This window comes from Stenotrophomonas sp. ATCM1_4 (assembly GCF_004348115.1).
Lineage (GTDB): Bacteria > Pseudomonadota > Gammaproteobacteria > Xanthomonadales > Xanthomonadaceae > Stenotrophomonas > Stenotrophomonas capsici.
The window spans coordinates 3,484,120-3,503,881 of sequence record NZ_QPFB01000001.1; the positions used below are offsets into that span (position 1 = coordinate 3,484,120).

Sequence of the window (19,762 nt, forward strand, 5' to 3'; positions counted from 1 at the left end):
ATTGCCGCAGGCGGTGGGACGCACACCCCGCCGCCTGCCTACAATCGGGCCGCACCCACCGGGAGGAGCCCGCGATGCCATCATCCCCACAGAGCGCCCAGCGCAACGCACGTGGCCGCCAGCGGATCGCCCAGGAAGCCGCGCGCCTGATCGCCGAGAGCGGCATCCAGGACTTCGAACACGCACGCCGCAAGGCCGCCAGCCGGCTGGGCATCCACGAAGAAGCGTTGTGGCCACGCCTGGCCGATGTCGAGCAGGCGCTGCGCGAGCACCAGCGCCTGTTTGCCTCCACCACCCAGCCGGGCGCGCTGCGGCAACGGCGTGCATCGGCGCTGCAGGCGATGCAGTTCCTGCAGGCATTCCAGCCGCGCCTGGCCGGCCCGGTGCTGACCGGCCTGGCCGGTGACAGCAGCCCGGTCATCCTGCACCTGCACTGCGACGACGCCGAGGCCGTGCAGCACTTCCTGCATGACCAGCAGATTCCCGCCGAGGCACGCGCGTGGCCGCTGCAGCTGGCCGGGCATGCCTCGCGCCAACATTACCCGGGCTGGGAGTTCGCCGCTGATGGGATTGCCTTCGAGCTGGTGATCCTGCCCGAGGACGCGGTGCGGCAACCGCCAGTATCCGGCGATGACGGCAAACCCCTGCCGCGTGCCACGCTGGCCCAGCTGCGCCAGCTGCTGGTCGACGAATAGGAGCGCCCTGGGGCGCAAAACCGGAAACCTGCCGGCGCCGGAAATCCCGCGCTTGAGGAACGCCTGGTTCCCGGCAGTGCATCGGCGGATGCCGTTCCTGCTTCGCCGCTGAAGCCGCTCCTACCGGGACCCCTCGTTGTAGAAGCGCCCGCGGGCGCGAAGCTGGAACGCCCGGCCCCCCGGAACACGAAGGCCCCGCATTGCGGGGCCTTTGTCGTCATGGTGCGGCGCATTGCTGCGCCGGTGCCATTACTTGTAGTCGCGCACGTCGTGGCCGGTGTAGACCTGGCGCGGACGGCCGATCTTCATTTCCGGGTCGACCTGCTGTTCCAGCCAATGCGACACCCAGCCGGCGGTGCGGCCGAGGGCGAACATGACGGTGAACATCTCGGTCGGGATCTGCAGCGCCTTGTAGATGATGCCGCTGTAGAAATCGACGTTCGGGTACAGCTTGCGGGCGACGAAGTACTCGTCCTGCAGCGCGGCCTGTTCCAGCTTGACGGCCACGTCCAGCAGCGGATCCTGCACGCCCAGCTGCTTGAGCACCTTGCTGGTCATCTCGCCGATGACCTTGGCGCGCGGGTCGAAGTTCTTGTAGACGCGGTGGCCGAAGCCCATCAGGCGGAAGCCGGAGGTCTTGTCCTTGGCCTTGACCACGGCGGACTCGACGTTGTCGGCGGTGCCGATCTCTTCCAGCATCTTCAGCACGGCTTCGTTGGCACCACCGTGGGCCGGACCCCACAGCGCGGTCACGCCAGCGGCGACCGAGGCGTACGGGTTGGCGCCGGTGGAACCGACCAGACGCACGGTCGAGGTCGAGGCGTTCTGCTCATGGTCGGCGTGCAGGATGAACAGCAGGTCCAGCGCCTTGACCACGTCCTGGTTCAGGTCGTACTTGCCATCGGCCGACTCGAAGGTCTGCTTCAGGAAGCGGCTGACGTAATCCAGCGAGGTGTCCGGGGTGTTGGCCGGCAGGCCCTTGCCATGGCGGTAGATCAGGGCCGACAGGGTCGGCACCTTGGCGATCAGGCGCACGGCGGCCTGGCGGCGCTGCTCGGCGTCGGCCAGGTCCAGCGAGTCGTGATACTTGGCCGAGAGCTGCGCGATCGAGGCAGCCAGGATCGCCATCGGATGGGCATCCTTGGCGAAGCTGCCGATCAGCGTGTTGATCGAGGCGTCAACGCCGGCTTCGGCGGTGAGTTCGGCTTCGAAGGCCTTCAGCTGGGCGGCGTCCGGGCGCTCGCCATTGATCAGCAGGTAGGCGACTTCGACGAAGCTGGACTTCTCGGCCAGCTGTTCGATCGGGTAACCGCGGTACAGCAGCACGCCATTGTCGCCATCGATGTAGGTGATGGCCGACTTGCAGCTGGCGGTGGCGGTGTAGCCCGAGTCGTAGGTGAAGAGACCGGTTTCCTTGGTCAGCTTCGAGATATCGACACAGTTATTGCCCAGAACGGGTTTGACGACAGGCAGAACGACCGACTTGTCGCCGGCGTTGAGCGTGACCTGATCAAGATCGGACACAGTGTGCGCTCCTCAAGTAGAAGGCGCCGACCATGGATCAGAGAGGTGACCGTGGCCAGACGCGTGAAGGAAATCCGCAGCTTTTCATGCTGTTTCCGGCTGCGGTTGCCACTATTATCGCACAGCAGCAATTCCAGATTGCGCAGACGAAAGTCTTATAGCAGCCCCGGCAATGCGACACAGCGTTATCGGCAATGCCAGCCGGATTGAGCATCGGTTCAGCAAGCTGCAGACAGCACAAAACATCGGCCACGCAATGCGCGGCCGATGTTTGTGTGCGTACAACAACAACCAGATTAGCGGGCGTAGCGCTTCTGGAACTTGTCGATACGACCGCTGGTGTCGATGACCTTGTGCTTGCCCGTGTAGAACGGGTGCGAGGCCGAGGAAATTTCGACCTTGATCAGCGGGTAATCTTCACCATCTTCCCACTTGACCGTCTCCTTGGAGGACATGGTCGAACGGGTCAGGAACTTGAAGTCGGAGGTGACGTCGTGGAAAACGACGTTGTGGTAATCGGGATGGATATCGGCCTTCATGGGCTCGCACCGTGTGGGCTGGTGGTCAAGAGCGGCATTATAGTCCCGGCTTGCCTCGGGAGCAAGCCGCGAATTCAACCCGGGTTTCAGGCGCCCAGGGCGCGCTGCACCTGAGCTTCGAACCGGGCCTGGTCGTAGCCGACCAGCAAAGTGGTGTTGTCCGGCGCGCCGGTCTGGCGGTTCCAGTCCACCACGGTCGCACCGCGGGTCCGCGCACCGGTCAGCTCAATCGACAGCGGGCGCTGCTCGAGCTGCGTGGCACCGTCGGGCTGCAGCGCCCATGCCATGGCCAGGGCATCGGCGGCATACCAGTGCTCGCCGCGGCTGTCTTCCGACCACAGACGCGTCTTGCGCGAGATCAGCTCATAGAAGCGCGCCTTGTCCGAATCGGCGGCCAGCCACGTCTCCACGCTCCGGTGCAGCATGCCGTGGGCGATCGTGGCTTCCCAGTCGGCCACTTCGATATGCGGGAAGCTGGTGAACACGATGTGCGCCGCTTCCGGATCGAAGGCGATGTTGAACTCGGCCACCGGGGTGATGTTGCCGTGGCCATTGATGGCACCGCCCATCACCAGGAAGCGCTTCACGCGCTGCGGCAGGGTCGGGTCCAGCTTCAGCGCCAGCGCGATATTGGTCAGTGGGCCCAAGGCCACCAGCAGCAACTCGCCGGCGTATTCGTGGGAGAGGCGCAGGATTGCCAATGCGGCGTGCTCGGCTTCAGCCTGGCGTGCGGCGTGCGGCAGGTCGACGTCGCCAAAACCATCGCGGCCATGCACGTGGGCGGCGTCCTCGGCCGGGTAGACCAGCGGGTCGGGCGTGCCGGCAAACACCGGCACGTCTCCACGGCCGGCCACTTCGCACAACTTCAACGCATTGCGCACGGTGTACTCGAGCCCGACGTTGCCGGCCGCTACCGTCAGACCGATCACCTCGTGGCGTTCGTCGGCAAAGGCCATCAACAGCGCCAGCGCGTCGTCCACACCCGGATCGGTATCAATCAGCAACGGTATCTTCTTGCTCATCTTCTGCTTCACTTTGGTTGGCAATGGAGTCTGTCATCTCCTCCATGACAGGGGAAGCACGCGATCAGGCCGATGCGTAGCGCACCGCGCCACCGATCCAGCGCCGGACCACCCGGTCGGCCAGGTCCGGCGACTGCGCCAGCAGGCGCTCGGCCAGGTCGTGAACCGCCGGCAACATGCCCGCGTCGCGCGCCAGGTCGGCCACGCGGAACGCGGCCAGGCCGGTCTGGCGGGTGCCCAGCAGTTCGCCGGGACCGCGCAGCTCCAGGTCCTTCTCGGCGATCAGGAAGCCGTCGGCGGTGTGGCGCATGGTTTCCAGCCGTTCGCGCGCCATGTTCGACAGCGGCGCCTGGTACATCAGCACGCAGCTGGAGGCGGTGGCCCCGCGCCCCACCCGCCCGCGCAGCTGGTGCAACTGGGCCAGGCCCAGCCGCTCGGCGTTCTCGATGATCATCAGCGAAGCATTGGGCACGTCCACGCCGACCTCGATCACGGTGGTGGCCACCAACAGGTCGGTCCCGGCGGACTTGAAGGCACGCATGGCCGCCTGCTTCTCGGCCGCCTTCATGCGCCCGTGCACCAGCCCGATGCGCAGTTCCGGCAACTGCGCCGACAGCGCCTCGAAGGTGGCCTGCGCGGCAGTGGCAACGACCTCGTCGCTTTCGTCGATCAACGTGCACACCCAATACACCTGACGCCCCTGCTGGCAGGCGACACGGATGCGCTCGACCAGTTCGGGACGACGTTCGGCGCTGATCACGATGGTCTGCACCGGCGTGCGCCCGGGGGGCAGCTCGTCGATGGCCGAGACATCCAGGTCCGAATACGCGGCCATGGCCAGCGTGCGCGGGATGGGGGTGGCGGTCATCACCAGTTGGTGCGGCACGACGCCGGCGCTGGCGCCCTTGTCGCGCAGGGCCAGGCGCTGGTGCACGCCGAAGCGGTGCTGCTCGTCGACGATGGCCAGCGCCAGGTCGTTGAACACCACGTTGTCCTGCATCAATGCATGCGTGCCGACCACCACCTGCGCGTGCCCGGAGGCGACGTCCTCCAGCACCTTGTTGCGCGCCTTGCCGGTGACCTTGCCCGCCAGCCACGCGACGCGCACGCCCAACGGCTCCAGCCAGCCACGCAGGTTGGCCAGATGCTGTTCGGCCAGCAACTCGGTCGGCGCGGCCAGCGCCGCCTGCTTGCCGCGCTCGACCGCCAACATCGCCGCCAGCGCGGCGACCACGGTCTTGCCCGAACCGACATCGCCCTGCACCAGCCGCAACATCGGGTGGGCCCGCGCCAGATCCTTGCGGATCTCGTCGAACACGCGCTGCTGGGCACCGGTCAGCTTGAACGGCAAGGCGTCGAGCAAAGCCTTGACCAGCCCATCACGGCCACGCAGCGACGGCGCGCGATGCTGCTGCAGGGCGATGCGCTGGCGGCGCAGGCTCAGGTGATGGGCCAGCAGTTCCTCCATCGCCAGGCGACGCTGCGCCGGATGCGTCCCGGCGGCCAGCGCGGCGATGTCGGCCGTGGCCGGCGGGCGGTGCATGGTCAGCAGGGCGTCACGTAGCGATGGCAGGTTCAGGCCGGCCAGCAGATCGGCCGGCAGCAGTTCCAGCCGTGCCTCCTCCGGCAGGCGATCCAGCGCCTGCCCGATCAGCTTGCGCAGGCTGGCCGGACCGATGCCTTCCACCGCCGGATACACCGGGTCCAGCGCTTCGCCCAGCCCGGCCTCCTCGCCGTCGCCGAGTACCCGATAGCTGGGATGGACGATTTCCAGCCCGTGCTGCCCGGCGCGCGGCGTGCCATAGCAACGCAGCCGCGTGCCGACGCTGAACTGCGCCACCTGCGCGGCGCGGAAATGGAAGAAGCGCAGCACCAGCGTGCCGCCGGAATCATCGCCGATGGCCACGCGCAGCATCGGCCGGTAGCGGAAACCACGCTCCACCGCCTCCACCCTGCCCTCCACCTGCGCGGCCAGGCCCGCCTTCAACGCGCGGATCGGCAGCAGCGTGGTGCGGTCCTCGTAGCGCAGCGGCAGGTGCAGCCACAGGTCCTGCAGCGTGGTCAGCCCCCGCGCCTCCAGCTTGGCGGCCACCCGCGGCCCGACGCCGGCAAGGCGGCTGAGCGGTTCGGTGGACAGGTCAAGGGATACGGCGTCACGACGGGCAGACATGTGACAAGGATGCCGTCATGTGCCCAAAACAGAAACCCCGGCCGCGGTGGGCGCCGGGGTTTCCTTCCCCTTGCAGCGTTGGAAGTCCGAGGTGAAAGGTGGGATGAGGGCTGTGTCTGGGCGCCTTCGGGGGACCTGCCTGTCCCCCTGCCCTCATCCCGGCCCTTCTCCCGTGCACGGGAGAAGGGCTTGGAACGCCTAGAACTTCACGGTCATTTCCAGACCGTAGGTGCGCGGATCGGTGATGGTCGCGCCGACCACGCCCAGCGGGCCACGGCCGTAGGTGTTCAGGCCGCGCACGTACTGCTTGTCGAACACGTTGTTGGCGTACACCGCCCAGTTGAAGTGGCCCAGCGGCGAGGTCCAGGCGATGCGTGCATCCGTGCGTTGCCGGGATTGGCCCACGTTGAGCAGCCTGCTGATGCCGCAGTCACCCTGCAGGTCGGAGGCCTCGTTGCAACGCTGTGCGCCGCGGTACGCCTGCCGGACCGAGAAGCGCAGCTGGCCGTTGCCACCGAGATCAGCCTGGTATGCGGCGCCGGCCGAAGCGGTGAAGCGCGGTTCGCCGGTCGGCTCGCCGTCCAGGTCGACTCCCTCGGGCGTCACGTAGTTCTTGTACTTGGAGTCGATCCACTCGGCCTGCGCATCCAGGCTGAAGGCATCGGTGACTTTCCAGCGCATGTCAAAGTCCACGCCGGTCGCTTCCAGGTCACCGGTGTCGAAGACGTAGCGTGGGATGTCGACCGGGTTGTTCGGGTCCGGGTCGACCAGGCGGATGGCCTGGCGGTTGTCATAGCGGTAGTGGAAGACCGAGGCGTTGTACGAGAAGCGGGCGAAGCTCTGCTTGATGCCCATCTCCAGGTTCCACACGTCCTCGTTCTCGAACGCCGGGCCGATCTGCAGCGCGTTGAAGCCACCGGCCTTGTAGCCCTTGGCCAGCGACGCGAACACCATGGTGTCGTCATTGACGTGGTAGTCGATGACGATGCGCGGGCTCCAGTCGCTCCAGCGCTTCTTGTCGCGGACCAGCTTGCCCTTGTTGACCATCGCCGGCGCATCGATGAAGGCCATGTCGAAGGTCAGCAGTTCACGGGTGATCGGAACGCCCATGCCGGCCAGCGCCTGGAAGAAGCCCAGCGCCTCCAGCGTGTCCAGCTTGGCCTCCAGGCCGGGCGCGTTGCGCGGCGTGTTGAGCCAGGTGAAGTCCTTCTCGTCGCGCGTGTAGCGCAGGCCGAAGGTCAGGTTGAGGCGGTCGGTGGCCTTCCAGATCACGTCACCGAACACCGCATAGGACGTGGTGTCGAGCGTGTTGAGGAAGCGCTCGTTCCACTTTTCGCCCACCAGCGAGATCGGGATGCCGTTCATCTGCGCCAGCATCGAGGTGAAGCCGAACAGGCTGCCGTCGGGCGTGGGGGCGATGCCCATGTTGCGGACGATGTTGTCCACCGCCTCGGTGTTGGTATTGACCTCGCTGGTCTGGCGCGCGTCCTCGTTGAAGTAGCTGGCACCGGCCACCCAGTCGATGTGGTCGTTGCTGCCGGAGAACTTGAACTCCTGGTAGAAGGTCTCGTTGCTCTCGGTGTTCTTCGAATCCACGTACAGGTCGGCGCGGTTGGTGCCGTCCTCCTCGGTGTGGTTGGTCGAGTCGTACTTGCGCCAGGAACTGGTCGAGGTGAAATTGCCCCAGGCCAGCGCATGGTCGACGATCAGCGTCACGCCATCGAACGTGCGCCATTCGGCATTGTCGGCATCGCTGTAGGTCTTGACCTTGCGCGGGTCCAGATAGTCGTTGGGATCCACTGGCACGGTGGGGCGCGCCGGGTAGTCCGGCAGCGCCACGATGCCGGTGGTGACGCGACCGTTCTGGTCCAGGCTTTCATGGTCCCAGGTGATGTAGGCGGTGGTGTTGTCGCCAAAGCGCGACTGCCAGGCCGCGCGCGTGGCCCAGACATTGTCCCCGCCCAGGTCCTTGCCGGTGGCACCGTCCTGGAACCAGCCATCGCTGGTATTGATCAGGGCGTTGAAGCGCAGCGCGGAGTTGTCGCCGGTGGGGATGTTCCACATCGCATCGGCGTACTTCTTGCCGTAGTTGCCGACCCGCACCGTCGCACGCGCTTCCACGTCGGCCTGTGGCCGGCGGGTGATCAGCGAGATCGCACCGGCGGCGGTGTTGCGGCCGAACAGCGTGCCCTGCGGGCCCTTCAGCACTTCGATGCGCTCCACGTCGACGAACGGCAACAGCACCCCGCCGCCGCGCCCCCCGTACACGCCGTCGACGAAGATGCCCACGGCCGGATCGGTGCCGATGCCGAAATCGTCGGTTTCCACGCCGCGCAGCCGGAACGAAGGCTGGGTCGGCTGTACCGCATCGATCACCAGGCCCGGCACGAACGCGTCGATGTCACCCAGGTTCTCGGCGGCCACGTCGCTGAGCAGGTTCTGGTCGACCACCTGCAGGGCGATCGGTACGTCCTGGATCTCCTGCTGGCGGCTCTGCGCGGTGACCGTGATCCGGTCCAGCGTGGTCGCCGCGTCCTCCCTCGCCGATTGCGCCATGGCCGTACCGGCCGTCCCCAGCACCACCAGCCCGGCCATCGCCCGCTGCAGCCCTGTCACCAGACTCCGTTGTTTCACTCGCATCGCCTCTCTCCCAGCAGTGGGTGAAACCGACCTCAACCGGCCGGCGGTCCCGTCGTGTTGACCGGCCCCGCGCCGGCCGTCGTATCGCAACTACCTTCAAGCCCATTGATCCATTGCCGGATCAATGCCAGACCTTCCTTGTGCACCACCGCCCTGCCCAGCTCCGGCATCATCACCGCCGGATCGTCGCTGTCCATGCGGAAGGCGATGATCGAGGCGTCGGCGTCACCGGGCAGCACGTCATACAACCGGTTGCCGGTGCCCTTGCCGGCGGCGATGGGCTGCTTGCACAGGCCGAGTTTCAGGTGATCGCGGGTGGGCGCGTCCAGCCACAGCCCGGAGGTGATCGCCGGGCCGGTGCGGCTGTGGCAATGCCCGCAGTTCACGTCCAGGTAAGCACGTGCACGCGCATCCAGCGATGCCTGCGGATCGGTGGCATCGGCGGCCCGTGGTGCCTGCGCCGGGGCCGGCGCGCCCTGCAGGTAACCCACCCGCGCCAGGTGCGCCAACTGGTTCTCGCGCCCCCCGGCGTAGTCGAAGTCACGGTTGAGGTTCCGGGCCTTGGGGCCGATCGGCAGCAACTTGCGCGACCGGTTGTCGGTGATGTGGCAGCCGCCGCATTGGTTCTGGTCCGGGACCTGGTAGCTCAGCGCCTCGCGCGCGCCGGCCGCGTCCACCAGCTCCAGTTCAACCGTATCGCCGGTGCGCTTGAGCGTGGCAATGGTCTGCTCGCGGTTCCATACATACGGCAACGCCACCCAGCCCTGTTGGCGATGCACCAGCAGCCGCGTTTCGATCAGGCGCACCCTGGACAGGTCCAGCACCTCACCCTGCAACGAGGACTGCGAGGGCGGCGTGCGCGCCACCGCCATGGCGTCAGCGCCGCCCCCTGCCGGCAGCGGGTAGTAGAACGTCTTGCTGAGGATGGTGCCGACCGGGAAATCGAAGGCATTCTCCGGCTGATAGCCGGCGGCCTTTCCTTCCGGCATCCACACCGTGCGCAGCTTGTGCGCGTAGTCGCTGAACAACGGGGTGTTCAGGTCATACGGCACCACCCCGTCATTGAGTCGCAGCTTGCCCCCCTCGACCCGCAGCACGTGCCACTGGTCCAGCGTCGCAGGCTGGCCCTCGTCGAAGAAATGCACCGCCGGCTTGCCGCTGCACCCCACCAGGGCCAGCAGTACGCCGATCATCATGCCTACCCGCACACGCATCGCACGCATCGGTCGTCCTCAACCCCGCTTCAGGTCGATTGCCGGCAAGCGCGGCAATTCGCAATCGAACGGCTTGAGGTCCTTGCTCGGATTCTTGTAGCCCCCGGGGCCATCGGCGTTGATCACGCCGTTGACGTCGCGCAGGCAGATCTGCGGGCCCATCCGGACCCCATCGACCACTCGGTTGGCGTTGAAGTAGCCATCCCACAACACGTCCGGGAAGTTGCCGGTCAGGCCGAAGGTGGCGACCTTCATCGCCTTCAGGTCCAGGCCATCGGGGGAATCACCGCCGCCGGACAGCGTGTTGTTGTGGATGTAGATGCGCTCGGGGTAGGGGTCGAAGCTGGCCGACGCGCTGCTGTCCTTGTAGCCGGTGGAATAGACGCTGGAGACGATGATGTTGGCGGTGGCGTTGTCGCGTATCTCGTTGTCGAACACCTCGATGTCATCGTTGGAATTGATGACCACCCCCGAACCGGCCGGCACGCTGGCCACCGGCGTGCCCTTGGCACCGAAGTTGGCGTGGTTGTTGGCGATGACCTTGTTGTTGAACACGCGGATGTTGGCGCCCTGCTGCGACAGCCCGGGCATGTTGAATACCAGGATGCCGCCGGTGTTGCCGGTGGCCACGTTGTTGTAGACATCGGCGTTGCGGGTGTTCTCCACCTCGATGCCGGCCACGTTCTGCTCGGCGCGGCTGTCGCGCACGATCACCCCGTCGGACTGGCCGACGTAGATGCCCGCATCGGACGCACCGATGGAGATGGTGTTCTCGATCAGCACGTCCTTGGTCAGCACCGGGTAGATGCCGTAGGCACCGTTCTTGGTGCTCGGCCCGCCGGTCCACTGCACCTTGATGCCGCGGATGGTGATGTGCTCGGACTCGCTGATCTTCAGGCCGTCGCCCCTGGAGTCCTCGATGGTGAGGTTCTCGATGGTGAAGTTGTCACCATTGACCAGCAGCCCTTCGGCACCGGCCTTCTGCCCCTTGAAGCTGAGCACGGTCTTGTCCATGCCGGCACCGCGCAGGGTCACCCCGTCGGCGCGCAGGGTCAGGCTGCGCTCGAACTGGTGCCGGCCGGCCGGGATCTCGATCACGTCCCCGGGCTTGGCGTCGAGCAGGCGTTCCTGCAGGCTGGCCGCAAATGCCCCATCGGCGGCGGCCACGGCCGGACCCGGCTCGGCCTGCTTCTGGCAACCGGACGCCAGCACCGCCACTGCGGCTGCCACCGCCCATTTATTGCTGCGCTGCATGATTCAGCCTCCCATACGCCGCCAGATGTTGCCGCAGTCTGGCTTTCAGCCAGTGTTCACGCGAAGGGCAGGAGCGGCATACTTGGGGGGGCAAAGCGGACAAGCTGGAGGGAGCTTCGATGCATCGCAGATCCGGGGACCGGCTGGCCATCGCCGATGTCCCCACCAACATGCTGTGTGGCCTGTTGCTGATGGGCCGCGAACTGGGCGTCAACAGCGAGAGCTGGCTGGCCGGCCTGCGCCTGAGCGTCACGCAGCTGGACGACCCGCGCACGCGCATTTCCTACCGGCAGGCGATCGAGGTCATCCGCCGCGCCCTGCCCACGCTCCCCATCGACGGCGTCGGACTGGCGATGGGCAGCAGCCAGAACGGCGGCAACTTCGGCCTGCTCGGGCTGGCGATGAAGACCGCGCGCACCTTCGGCGATGCGGTGCGCATCGGCCTGGACTACCAGCGCAACCTGGGCCCATTGATGACATTGAGCCTGCATGAGCACGATGCCCAGACCCTGGCGCTGGTGGCCACCGCGCCGGAGGAATCACATGACCTGTTGCCATTCCTGTGCGAGGAACTGTTTTCCAGCGTGCTGATGCTGGGCCGTGAACTGGCCGGCGAGCGCTTCAGCCCGCTCTGGGTGGAGCTGGGCTATCCCGCACCCGGCTACGCGGCCCAGTACGCAACGCTGTTCCGCTGCGAGGTCCGCTTCGAGCAGGCGCGGCATGCGGTGTTGCTCGACCGGCGCTGGATGGACCTGCCTTTCGCCAGCTACAACCCGGTGACCTCGCAGCAGGCCCTGGCGTTGTGCCATGGCCAGCTCGCCAGCCTGTCGATGCGCGGCGAGACCACCGCGGCGGTGGAGCGGCTGCTGCGCCCGCAGTTGCGGGACAACCCGCAGATGAGCGACGTCGCCCTGGCCCTGCACCTGAGCGAACGCACATTGCGCCGGCAGCTGGCCGAGGAGGAAACCTCCTTCAGCGAGGTACACGACCGCATCCGCACCGAACGGGCCCTGGAACTGCTGCAGGATCCCGAACTGGGCATCGCCGCGATCGGCAACCAGCTCGGCTTCAACGACGCGCGTGAGTTCCGTCGCGCCTTCAAGCGTTGGACCGGGCAGACGCCGAGCCAGACCCGGCGTCCCCTGGCCTGAGGGCCTGCAGGCAGGCCCCCGCTGGCCGCTGGATTACTCCAGCACCATGATGGCGTCGACTTCGAACGCGGCGCCCTTCGGCAGGCCCGACACTTCGATGGTCGAACGGGCCGGGAACGGCGCCTGGAAGTACTCCTGCATCACCGCGTTGACCTTGGCGAACTCGCCCAGGTCGGTCAGGTACAGGCCCAGGCGCACCATCTTGTCCAGCGAACCGCCGGCTTCCTCGGCCACGGCCTTGAGGTTGTCGAACGCACGACGGGCCTGTGCGGTCACGTCGCCGGCGACGATGTCACCGGTGGCCGGGTCCAGCGGGATCTGGCCGGAGAAGTAGACGGTGTTGCCGGCACGCACGGCCTGCGAGTACGGGCCGATGGCGGCCGGGGCGTTGGCGGTGTTGATGATCTGGCGGGACATGGGCAGCTCCACATGGGAAAAAGGTCGGCCATTGTAACGTCGGCCCATGACGGCCCAGTCATCACCCGCGCAATGGCCGGTTCATGCACATGGACAATTCTTCACCACACGTTGCGAAGCCTTGGGACACAAGGGCTGCGCACCCTTATCCACAAGTTCTCCGTGCAGTGCCGCACACCGATTGTGGAAAAGCGGTTCGGGCCTGCATTCGCCACGCACGGCTTGGCGCTACCGGCGCATGGTGACCACGCAGGCCAGGCTGGACAAATCTTCACCACACGTTGCGAAGCCTTGGGGCACAAGGGCTGCGCGCCCTTATCCACAAGTTCTCCGTGCAGTGCCGCACACCGGTTGTGGAAAAGCGCTTCCGGCCTGCATTCGCCAAGCATGACCCGGCGCTACCGGCACATGAGGGCTGCGTGGAAGGGATGCACTCCCCGCCACGCTTGCCCAGGCCAAGCGCCGACTACTGCCGGCGCACCGCCTGCACCACCTGCAACCGACGCAGGCGACGCATCACTTCGGCCAGGTGGTTGCGGTCACGGACCTGGATGTTGAAGCACAGCACCGCCGCGTTGAAGTCGCGGTCCAGGTAATCCACGCGCTCGATGTTGGAGTGGCTCTGCGCGATGGCCGCGGCCAGTTGCGCTAGCACGCCGGTGCCGTTCTCCACTTCCACCACCAGCGCGGTGTCGTAGTCGCCCACCACGTTGGTGTCCCAGCCGATCGGCACCCAGCGCTCGGGCGACTTGCGCAGCTCGGCCAGGTTCGGACAGTCCAGCCGGTGCACCACGATGCCCTTGCCGGCGGTGTGGTAACCCATGATGTCGTCGCCCGGGATCGGCTGGCAGCAGCCGGCGAAGCTGACCACGCCACGCTCGCTGCCGTTGATCAGGATCTTCTCCTGGCGGCGGCTCGGCGCATTGCCACCGCGCAGCTCGGCGTAGGACATCAGTGCCTGCGCGGCCTGGGTGGGCATCCAGTTGCCCAGCGCCACGTCGGCCAGGAAAGCCTCCAGGCGCGGATAACGCTGCTCGGCCAGGAACGCATCCAGGCGGCCCTTGGGCAGGCGCTCGATCGAACTGTCCATCGCTTCCAGCGCGCGGTCGAGCATGCTGTGCCCCAGCTGCACCGCGTCCTCGTGCTCGAGCTGCTTGAGCTGGTGGCGGATGGCGGTGCGCGCCTTGCTGCTGACCACGAATTCCAGCCATTGCGGCTTGGGCGAGGCCGAGCGCGCGGTGATGATCTCCACCGTCTGCCCGCTGACCAGGCGCGTGCGCAGCGGCACCAGTTTCTTGTCCACGCGCGAAGCCACCGCGCGGTTGCCCACGTCGGTATGCACCGCATAGGCGAAGTCCAGCGCGGTGGAGTTGCGCGGCAGCGCCAGGATCTTGCCCTTGGGCGTGAACAGGTAGACCTCGTCCGGGAACAGGTCGACCTTGACGTTGTCCAGGAACTCCAGCGACGAACCGGCGGTGCGCTGGGAGTCGATCAGCTCCACGATCCACGCGTGCGCGCGGCTCTGCGCGCTGTTGGGGCTGTCGCCACCGAACTTGTAGGTCCAGTGCGCGGCCACGCCGCGCTCGGCGATCAGGTCCATCTCCTCGGTGCGGATCTGCACCTCGATCGGCGAGCCGTACGGCCCGAACAGCACGGTGTGCAGCGATTGGTAGCCGTTGGCCTTGGGGATGGCGATGAAGTCGCGGAAGCGCCCGTCCAGCGGCTTGAACGCGGCATGCACCGCGCCCAGCGCGTGGTAACAGTTGGGCACGTTGCGCACGACCAGGCGGAAGCCGAACACGTCCATCACCTGGTCGAAGGTTTTGTTCTCCTCGCGCATCTTGGTGTAGATGCTCCAGGGCGTCTTGATGCGGCTGATCAGGCGGTGCTCCAGCCCTTCGCGCGCCAGCCGCTGCGACAACTGCACCTCCACCTGCGCCATCGCCTCGCGGCGGACCACCGGCTGGCTGCGGATGTGCTTTTCGATGATGGCGTGACGCCACGGGTACAGCGCGCGGAAGCCCAGGTTCTGCAGCTCGGACTTGATCAGGTTCATGCCCAGGCGCTGGGCGATGGGCGCGTAGATGTCCAGCGTCTCGGTGGCGATGCGGCGCCGCGCCTCGGCACTCTGCGCGCCCAGGGTGCGCATGTTGTGCAGGCGGTCGGCCAGCTTGATCATGATCACGCGCAGGTCGCGCGACATCGCCAGCAGCATCTTGCGGAAGCTCTCGGCGGCCGCTTCCTGGCGGTCGCGGAACTTGAGCTTGTCCAGTTTGGTGACACCGTCCACCAGGTCGGCCACGGCCTGCCCGAACTCACCGGCCAGTTCCGCGGCGGTGAGCGGGGTGTCCTCGATGGTGTCGTGCAGGATCGCGGCGATCAGCGTTTCCACGTCCAGGCCGAGCTCGGCCAGGATGCGCGCGACGGCGACCGGATGGGTGATGTAGGGCTCGCCGGACTTGCGGGTCTGGCCCGCGTGCGCGGTGGCGCCCACTTCCCAGGCGCGACGCAGCAACGGCAGCTGCTCGGCGGGCAGGTAGCTGGCTGCGCGTTCGAGTTGGAGTACGTAGTCAGGTACCGCCCCGCCCGCGGGCGTGGCTACCTGGGCGGAAGGGCCTGGGTTCATGGCGGAAGACTATGCCAGCAGGCGATCTTCGGCAAACCCGGAATGCAGAACAGCCCGCACGGGGCGGGCTGTCCGATGTACTGCAGCGATGCGCTTGATCGAGCCGATCAATCGTCGTTCTTGGACATGTCTTCGTCGGCGACCACTTCGGCGGCGGCCCACTCCAGCGCTTCGCGCTCCACGCGCTCACGCTCGGCCTTCTCGACTTCCTCGATCAGCTCGTTGTCGATACGGCGGGCGGCGATTTCGCGCAGCGCCAGCACGGTCGGCTTGTCCTCGGTCTCGCTGTTGTCGATCGTCGCCTGGACACCATTGGCCAGCTGACGGGCGCGCTTGGACGCCATGATGACCAGCTCGAAACGGTTGTTAACGACTTCCAGGCAATCTTCTACGGTGATGCGGGCCATGCGGGCTCCCGGCGACCTGCACGGCCGCTCGAACGAATGAGGGAAAGGGGAGCGATTGTAGAGGCCCGGCCGCCCGGAAATCAAGCCGACGGCTGAACAGCCCCTTGTGAATCAATCGCTTGCTCAGTTTTCGGGGGCCAGCAGGGAGGCGATCAGGTCGGCATTTCGCCGCTGCTGGGGCTCCAGCCGCAGCCGGCTGGCGGCGAAGATCGCGCACATCTCGCCCACGGCGGTGTCGAAATCCTCGTTGACGATGACGTAGTCGAACTCGTCGTAATGCAGCATCTCCTCGCGGGCGGCGGCCAGACGCTGGGCCATCACCGCCTCGCTGTCCTGGCCGCGCTTGCGCATGCGCTCGTCCAGCGCCTGGCGCGACGGCGGCAGGATGAACACGCTGACCGCACCCGGCACCTTCTGCCGCACCTGGCGTGCGCCCTGCCAGTCGATCTCCAGCAGCACGTCCTTGCCGGCGGCCAGCTGCGGCTCGACCGACTGACGGGCGGTGCCCTTCCAGTCGCCATGCACCAGCGCGTGCTCGAAGAAGTCGCCTTCACCGATCATCCGCTCGAACTCGGCGGCGCTGACGAAGTGGTAGTGCTTGCCGTTCTCCTCGCCCGGGCGCATGGCCCGCGAGGTGAAGGAGATGGACAGGGAGATCTGCGGGTCGCGCGCCAGGGTGGCGTTGACGATGCTGCTTTTGCCGGCCCCGGACGGGGCGGCGACGATATAGAGGGTGCCACGCATGGAAGGGTGGGCCAGCGTCGGAATGGCCCGGCATTGTAACGGGACGGGCCGTTTCGTGCCGAACGCCCCCGCCGTGGAGCGCCGCCATGCCGCGCCAGCGCCGTGCCGGGGACGCCGATACCGGCTGCCGTGCCGAGCAGGGCCCGGCACGACTGGACCGGCATGTCACTCGATGTTCTGGACCTGCTCACGGATCTGGTCGATCAACACCTTCAGCTCGACCGAGGCGTTGGAGGTGCGGCTGTCCACCGACTTGGAGCCCATCGTGTTGGACTCGCGGTTGAACTCCTGCAGCAGGAAGTCCAGGCGACGGCCGACCGGCTCGCGCTGGCGCAGGATGCGGCGGATCTCGGCGATGTGGCTGCCCAGCCGGTCCAGCTCCTCGTCCACGTCCAGCTTCTGCAGCCACAGCACCAGTTCCTGCTCGGCGCGGCCCGGGTCCATCGGGTGCGGCAGGTCGGCCAGGCGTGCGGCCAGTTTGGCGCGCTGGCCTTCACGGATCACCGGGATCAGCTCGCGCACCTCGGCGGCGATGCGCTCGATGCTGTCCACGCGCTCGCTGATCGCCGTGGCCAGCTTGTCGCCTTCACGCTCCCGGGCCTGCACGAAGCCATTGATCACCTCGTCCAGCAGCGCCATGGCCTCGGCCTGCAACGCGGTGGTGTCGGTGGCCTCGGTACGCAGCACGCCCGGGTACTGCAGCAGCTCGGTGAACTCGACCCGCAGGTTCGGGAAGCTCGAATGCAGCCGGACCGCCAGGTCCCCCAGCTGCTTCACCAGCACCTCGTTGACCGTCAGCGAGGTCGCCGCCTCCGGGCTGCGCAGGCGCATGACCAGGTCCAGCTTGCCGCGGCTGATGCGGCCGGACACGCGCTCGCGCAGCTGCGGCTCCAGCGCGCGCAGCTCCTCGGGCAACCGTACCCCGACTTCGAGGAAACGGTGGTTGACCGAGCGCAGCTCGCAGCCCAGGGTGCCCCAGGGCGTGACGCGTTCGCCGCCGGCATAGGCGGTCATGCTTCGAATCATGTGGAATTCCGCTGCGTTGCAAAGGGCGAATGGTACCCTAGGCGCCCCCGGACGCCGGCCCGTCGGCCGCCCGGGCGCCCCATTGAATACCCCTGTCATCCGGACCTTTCATGACCTTTTCCCGTCCCAGCGGCCGCCAGGCCGATCAGCTGCGCACCGTCACCATCGAACGCGCCTTCACCCGCCATGCCGAAGGTTCGGTGCTGGTGAGCTTCGGCGACACCCGCGTGCTGTGCACCGCCAGCGTCGAGAACCGCGTGCCCGGCTTCCTGCGTGGCAAGGGCGAAGGCTGGGTGACCGCCGAGTACGGCATGCTGCCCCGCTCCACCCATACCCGCTCCGACCGCGAAGCGGCACGTGGCAAGCAGGGCGGCCGCACCCTGGAAATCCAGCGCCTGATCGGCCGCACGCTGCGCGCCTGCATCGACCGCAATGCGCTGGGCGAACGCACCATCACCCTGGACTGCGACGTGCTGCAGGCCGATGGCGGCACCCGCACGGCGGCCATCACCGGCGCCTACGTGGCCCTGGTGGACGCGGTCAACCTGCTGCTCAAGCGCGGTGACATCAAGCGCAACCCGCTGTTCGGCGCGGTGGCCGCGGTCTCGGTCGGCGTCTACAAGGGCCAGCCGGTACTGGACCTGGACTACGCCGAGGACAGCGACTGCGATACCGACATGAATGTCGTGATGAACGACGGCGGTGGCTTCATCGAGCTGCAGGGCACCGCCGAGGGCCATGCGTTCCGCCGCGACGAGCTGGACGCGCTGCTGGTGCTGGCCGAAAAGGGCATCCGCGAATTGTTCGACGCTCAGCAGGCGGCACTGGCCCAGGCATGAGCCGGCGCATCGCCCTGGTCACCCTGGTGGTGGCCGACTACGACGAGGCCATCGCCTGGTACACCGGCAAGCTGGGCTTCCAGCTGCTGGAGGACATCGACCAGGGCCGCAAGCGCTGGGTGGTGGTCGGGCCGGCTGACGGTAACTCCGCCGCGCTGTTGCTGGCCCGCGCCAGTGACGCAGAACAGCGCAGCCGCATCGGCAACCAGACCGGTGGCCGGGTCGGCTTTTTCCTGAACACCGACGACTTCCGGCGCGATCACGCCGCCATGACCGAGCGCGGCGTGCAATTCCTCGAGGCCCCGCGCGAGGAGCCCTATGCCACCGTCGCGGTGTTCCGCGACCTGTACGGCAACACCTGGGACTTGTTGGAGCCCAAGCAATGAAACTGGTACTGGCCAGCGGCAACGCCGGCAAATTGAAGGAACTGCAGGCCATGCTCGGCGCGCTGCCGCTGCAGATCGTGCCGCAGCGCGAGCTGGGCGTGGACGATGTGCCGGAGACCGGCCTGACCTTCGTCGAGAACGCGCTGATCAAGGCGCGTCACGCCTGCGCGGTGACCGGACTGCCGGCGCTGGCCGACGACTCCGGCCTGATCGTCGATGCACTGGACGGCGCCCCCGGCCTGTACAGCGCGCGCTATGCCGGCAGCCCGACCGACGATGCCGCCAACAATGCCAAGCTGCTCGACGCCCTGCGTGATGTCCCGGCCGAACGCCGCAGCGCCCGCTTCTACGCGGTGATCGTGCTGCTGCGCCACGCCAACGACCCGCAGCCACTGATCTGCGAAGGCAGCTGGGAAGGCCGCATCATCGATGAACTGCGTGGCACCCACGGCTTCGGCTACAACCCGGTGTTCCTGGACGAGGAACTGGGCCTGACCGCGGCGGAAATGCAGCCGGAGCAGAAGAACGGCCGCAGCCACCGTGCCAAGGCGCTGCAGCAGCTCAAGCAGCAGCTGGCCCGGGTCAGGCTCGACTGAGGTCACGGCGGATGACGGCGCGCCGCTACCGGCCCCGGCTGGGACTCGTGCAGCTGTTGGCGATGCTTGGCGGCATCACCGGGGCGATCCTCGGTGGTGTGCTGGCCTACAACGGCGAACAGCCGTGGTGGGCACCGCCGCTGTGGGCGTCGGGCTGCGCACTGGTCATCACGCTGATCGGCGCGCCGATCATCTGGCAGCGCGTGGTCCTGGATGAAGCCGCCGGACACCTGCGTTACCACAACATCGGTACCCTGCACCGATGGCGGCAGGTCCGGCTCCACGACGTGCTTGAAGTCCGTTACGACGACTTCGCCGACCAGCGCAGGGCCATGGTCTCCGGACTGCTGCTGTATATGCGCAACGGCAACCGCCCGGCCTACCACCGGCTGATGGACAACGATGCGGGAAGCGACCGGGGCGCCTCGCCGATGTTCCATGACATCACCGCGGCCGTGCTGCGCGCGCAGCCACGCTCACTGGTCGATCCGATCCTGCTGGACAGGCGCTGA

18 protein-coding genes are annotated in these 19,762 nt (G+C 67.1%); 6 read left to right on the forward strand and 12 right to left on the reverse strand.

Annotation, left to right across the window (positions count from 1 at the left end):
• The first annotated feature begins 74 nt into the window (after window positions 1-74).
• Entirely contained in the window at window positions 75-695 is a 621-nt protein-coding gene (locus ATCM_RS15925) for a hypothetical protein (RefSeq protein ID WP_132865458.1), read from the forward strand.
• Window positions 696-944: 249 nt separating this feature from the next.
• Here ATCM_RS15925 and ATCM_RS15930 read toward each other — a convergent pair whose 3' ends face one another.
• The 7 genes from ATCM_RS15930 to ATCM_RS15960 all read right to left on the reverse strand — a co-directional run bounded on the left by ATCM_RS15930 (window position 945) and on the right by ATCM_RS15960 (window position 11,058).
• Window positions 945-2,219: a citrate synthase gene (locus ATCM_RS15930; RefSeq protein WP_132865459.1), complete on the reverse strand. Its 1,275-nt coding sequence runs from the start codon at window positions 2,217-2,219 to the stop codon at window positions 945-947.
• A 296-nt stretch (window positions 2,220-2,515) separates the two neighbouring features.
• Window positions 2,516-2,758, reverse strand: a complete 243-nt coding sequence (locus ATCM_RS15935) for a type B 50S ribosomal protein L31 (protein ID WP_132865460.1) — start codon at window positions 2,756-2,758, stop codon at window positions 2,516-2,518.
• A gap of 86 nt (window positions 2,759-2,844) precedes the next feature.
• A complete protein-coding gene (locus tag ATCM_RS15940) occupies window positions 2,845-3,780 on the reverse strand; it encodes a nucleoside hydrolase (RefSeq protein WP_132865461.1) in 936 nt (311 codons plus the stop codon).
• Between the two features lie 64 nt (window positions 3,781-3,844).
• On the reverse strand, window positions 3,845-5,950 hold the full coding sequence (gene recG, locus ATCM_RS15945; protein ID WP_132865462.1) for an ATP-dependent DNA helicase RecG: 2,106 nt from the start codon (window positions 5,948-5,950) through the stop codon (window positions 3,845-3,847).
• A gap of 198 nt (window positions 5,951-6,148) precedes the next feature.
• Window positions 6,149-8,566: a TonB-dependent receptor gene (locus ATCM_RS15950; RefSeq protein WP_165931201.1), complete on the reverse strand. Its 2,418-nt coding sequence runs from the start codon at window positions 8,564-8,566 to the stop codon at window positions 6,149-6,151.
• A 56-nt stretch (window positions 8,567-8,622) separates the two neighbouring features.
• Window positions 8,623-9,813 carry an SO2930 family diheme c-type cytochrome gene (locus ATCM_RS15955; RefSeq protein WP_243694037.1) on the reverse strand — a complete coding sequence of 397 codons (1,191 nt, stop codon included), beginning with the start codon at window positions 9,811-9,813 and terminating at the stop codon, window positions 8,623-8,625.
• A 9-nt stretch (window positions 9,814-9,822) separates the two neighbouring features.
• Window positions 9,823-11,058 carry a parallel beta-helix domain-containing protein gene (locus ATCM_RS15960; RefSeq protein ID WP_132865464.1) on the reverse strand — a complete coding sequence of 412 codons (1,236 nt, stop codon included), beginning with the start codon at window positions 11,056-11,058 and terminating at the stop codon, window positions 9,823-9,825.
• A 119-nt stretch (window positions 11,059-11,177) separates the two neighbouring features.
• Here ATCM_RS15960 and ATCM_RS15965 point away from each other — a divergent pair, with 119 nt between their 5' ends.
• Window positions 11,178-12,209, forward strand: a complete 1,032-nt coding sequence (locus tag ATCM_RS15965) for an AraC family transcriptional regulator (RefSeq protein ID WP_207911823.1) — start codon at window positions 11,178-11,180, stop codon at window positions 12,207-12,209.
• Between the two features lie 33 nt (window positions 12,210-12,242).
• Here ATCM_RS15965 and ATCM_RS15970 read toward each other — a convergent pair whose 3' ends face one another.
• The 5 genes from ATCM_RS15970 to ATCM_RS15990 form a co-directional block, all read right to left on the reverse strand.
• Entirely contained in the window at window positions 12,243-12,626 is a 384-nt protein-coding gene (locus tag ATCM_RS15970; RefSeq protein ID WP_132865465.1) for a RidA family protein, read from the reverse strand.
• A gap of 466 nt (window positions 12,627-13,092) precedes the next feature.
• The gene (locus tag ATCM_RS15975; protein ID WP_132865466.1) at window positions 13,093-15,252 is read right to left on the reverse strand and encodes a bifunctional (p)ppGpp synthetase/guanosine-3',5'-bis(diphosphate) 3'-pyrophosphohydrolase; all 2,160 of its coding nucleotides are present in this window, start codon (window positions 15,250-15,252) and stop codon (window positions 13,093-13,095) included.
• A 107-nt stretch (window positions 15,253-15,359) separates the two neighbouring features.
• The gene (gene rpoZ, locus ATCM_RS15980) at window positions 15,360-15,659 is read right to left on the reverse strand and encodes a DNA-directed RNA polymerase subunit omega (RefSeq protein ID WP_132865467.1); all 300 of its coding nucleotides are present in this window, start codon (window positions 15,657-15,659) and stop codon (window positions 15,360-15,362) included.
• A gap of 123 nt (window positions 15,660-15,782) precedes the next feature.
• The gene (gene gmk / locus ATCM_RS15985; protein ID WP_132865468.1) at window positions 15,783-16,403 is read right to left on the reverse strand and encodes a guanylate kinase; all 621 of its coding nucleotides are present in this window, start codon (window positions 16,401-16,403) and stop codon (window positions 15,783-15,785) included.
• Window positions 16,404-16,568: 165 nt separating this feature from the next.
• The gene (locus ATCM_RS15990) at window positions 16,569-17,429 is read right to left on the reverse strand and encodes a YicC/YloC family endoribonuclease (protein ID WP_132865469.1); all 861 of its coding nucleotides are present in this window, start codon (window positions 17,427-17,429) and stop codon (window positions 16,569-16,571) included.
• Between the two features lie 110 nt (window positions 17,430-17,539).
• On the opposite strand from ATCM_RS15990, the gene rph reads away from it, so the two are divergent.
• From rph to ATCM_RS16010, 4 genes are read left to right on the forward strand one after another with little or no spacing between them, the layout of a single operon-like run.
• On the forward strand, window positions 17,540-18,268 hold the full coding sequence (rph, locus tag ATCM_RS15995) for a ribonuclease PH (protein WP_132865470.1): 729 nt from the start codon (window positions 17,540-17,542) through the stop codon (window positions 18,266-18,268).
• Window positions 18,265-18,654: a VOC family protein gene (locus ATCM_RS16000; protein WP_132865471.1), complete on the forward strand. Its 390-nt coding sequence runs from the start codon at window positions 18,265-18,267 to the stop codon at window positions 18,652-18,654. The genes rph and ATCM_RS16000 overlap by 4 nt, the downstream gene beginning before the upstream one ends.
• The gene (rdgB, locus tag ATCM_RS16005) at window positions 18,651-19,250 is read left to right on the forward strand and encodes an RdgB/HAM1 family non-canonical purine NTP pyrophosphatase (RefSeq protein ID WP_165931202.1); all 600 of its coding nucleotides are present in this window, start codon (window positions 18,651-18,653) and stop codon (window positions 19,248-19,250) included. The genes ATCM_RS16000 and rdgB overlap by 4 nt, the downstream gene beginning before the upstream one ends.
• Before the next feature lie 11 nt (window positions 19,251-19,261).
• Complete coding sequence (locus ATCM_RS16010) at window positions 19,262-19,762, forward strand: hypothetical protein (RefSeq protein ID WP_132865473.1); 501 nt, start codon at window positions 19,262-19,264, stop codon at window positions 19,760-19,762.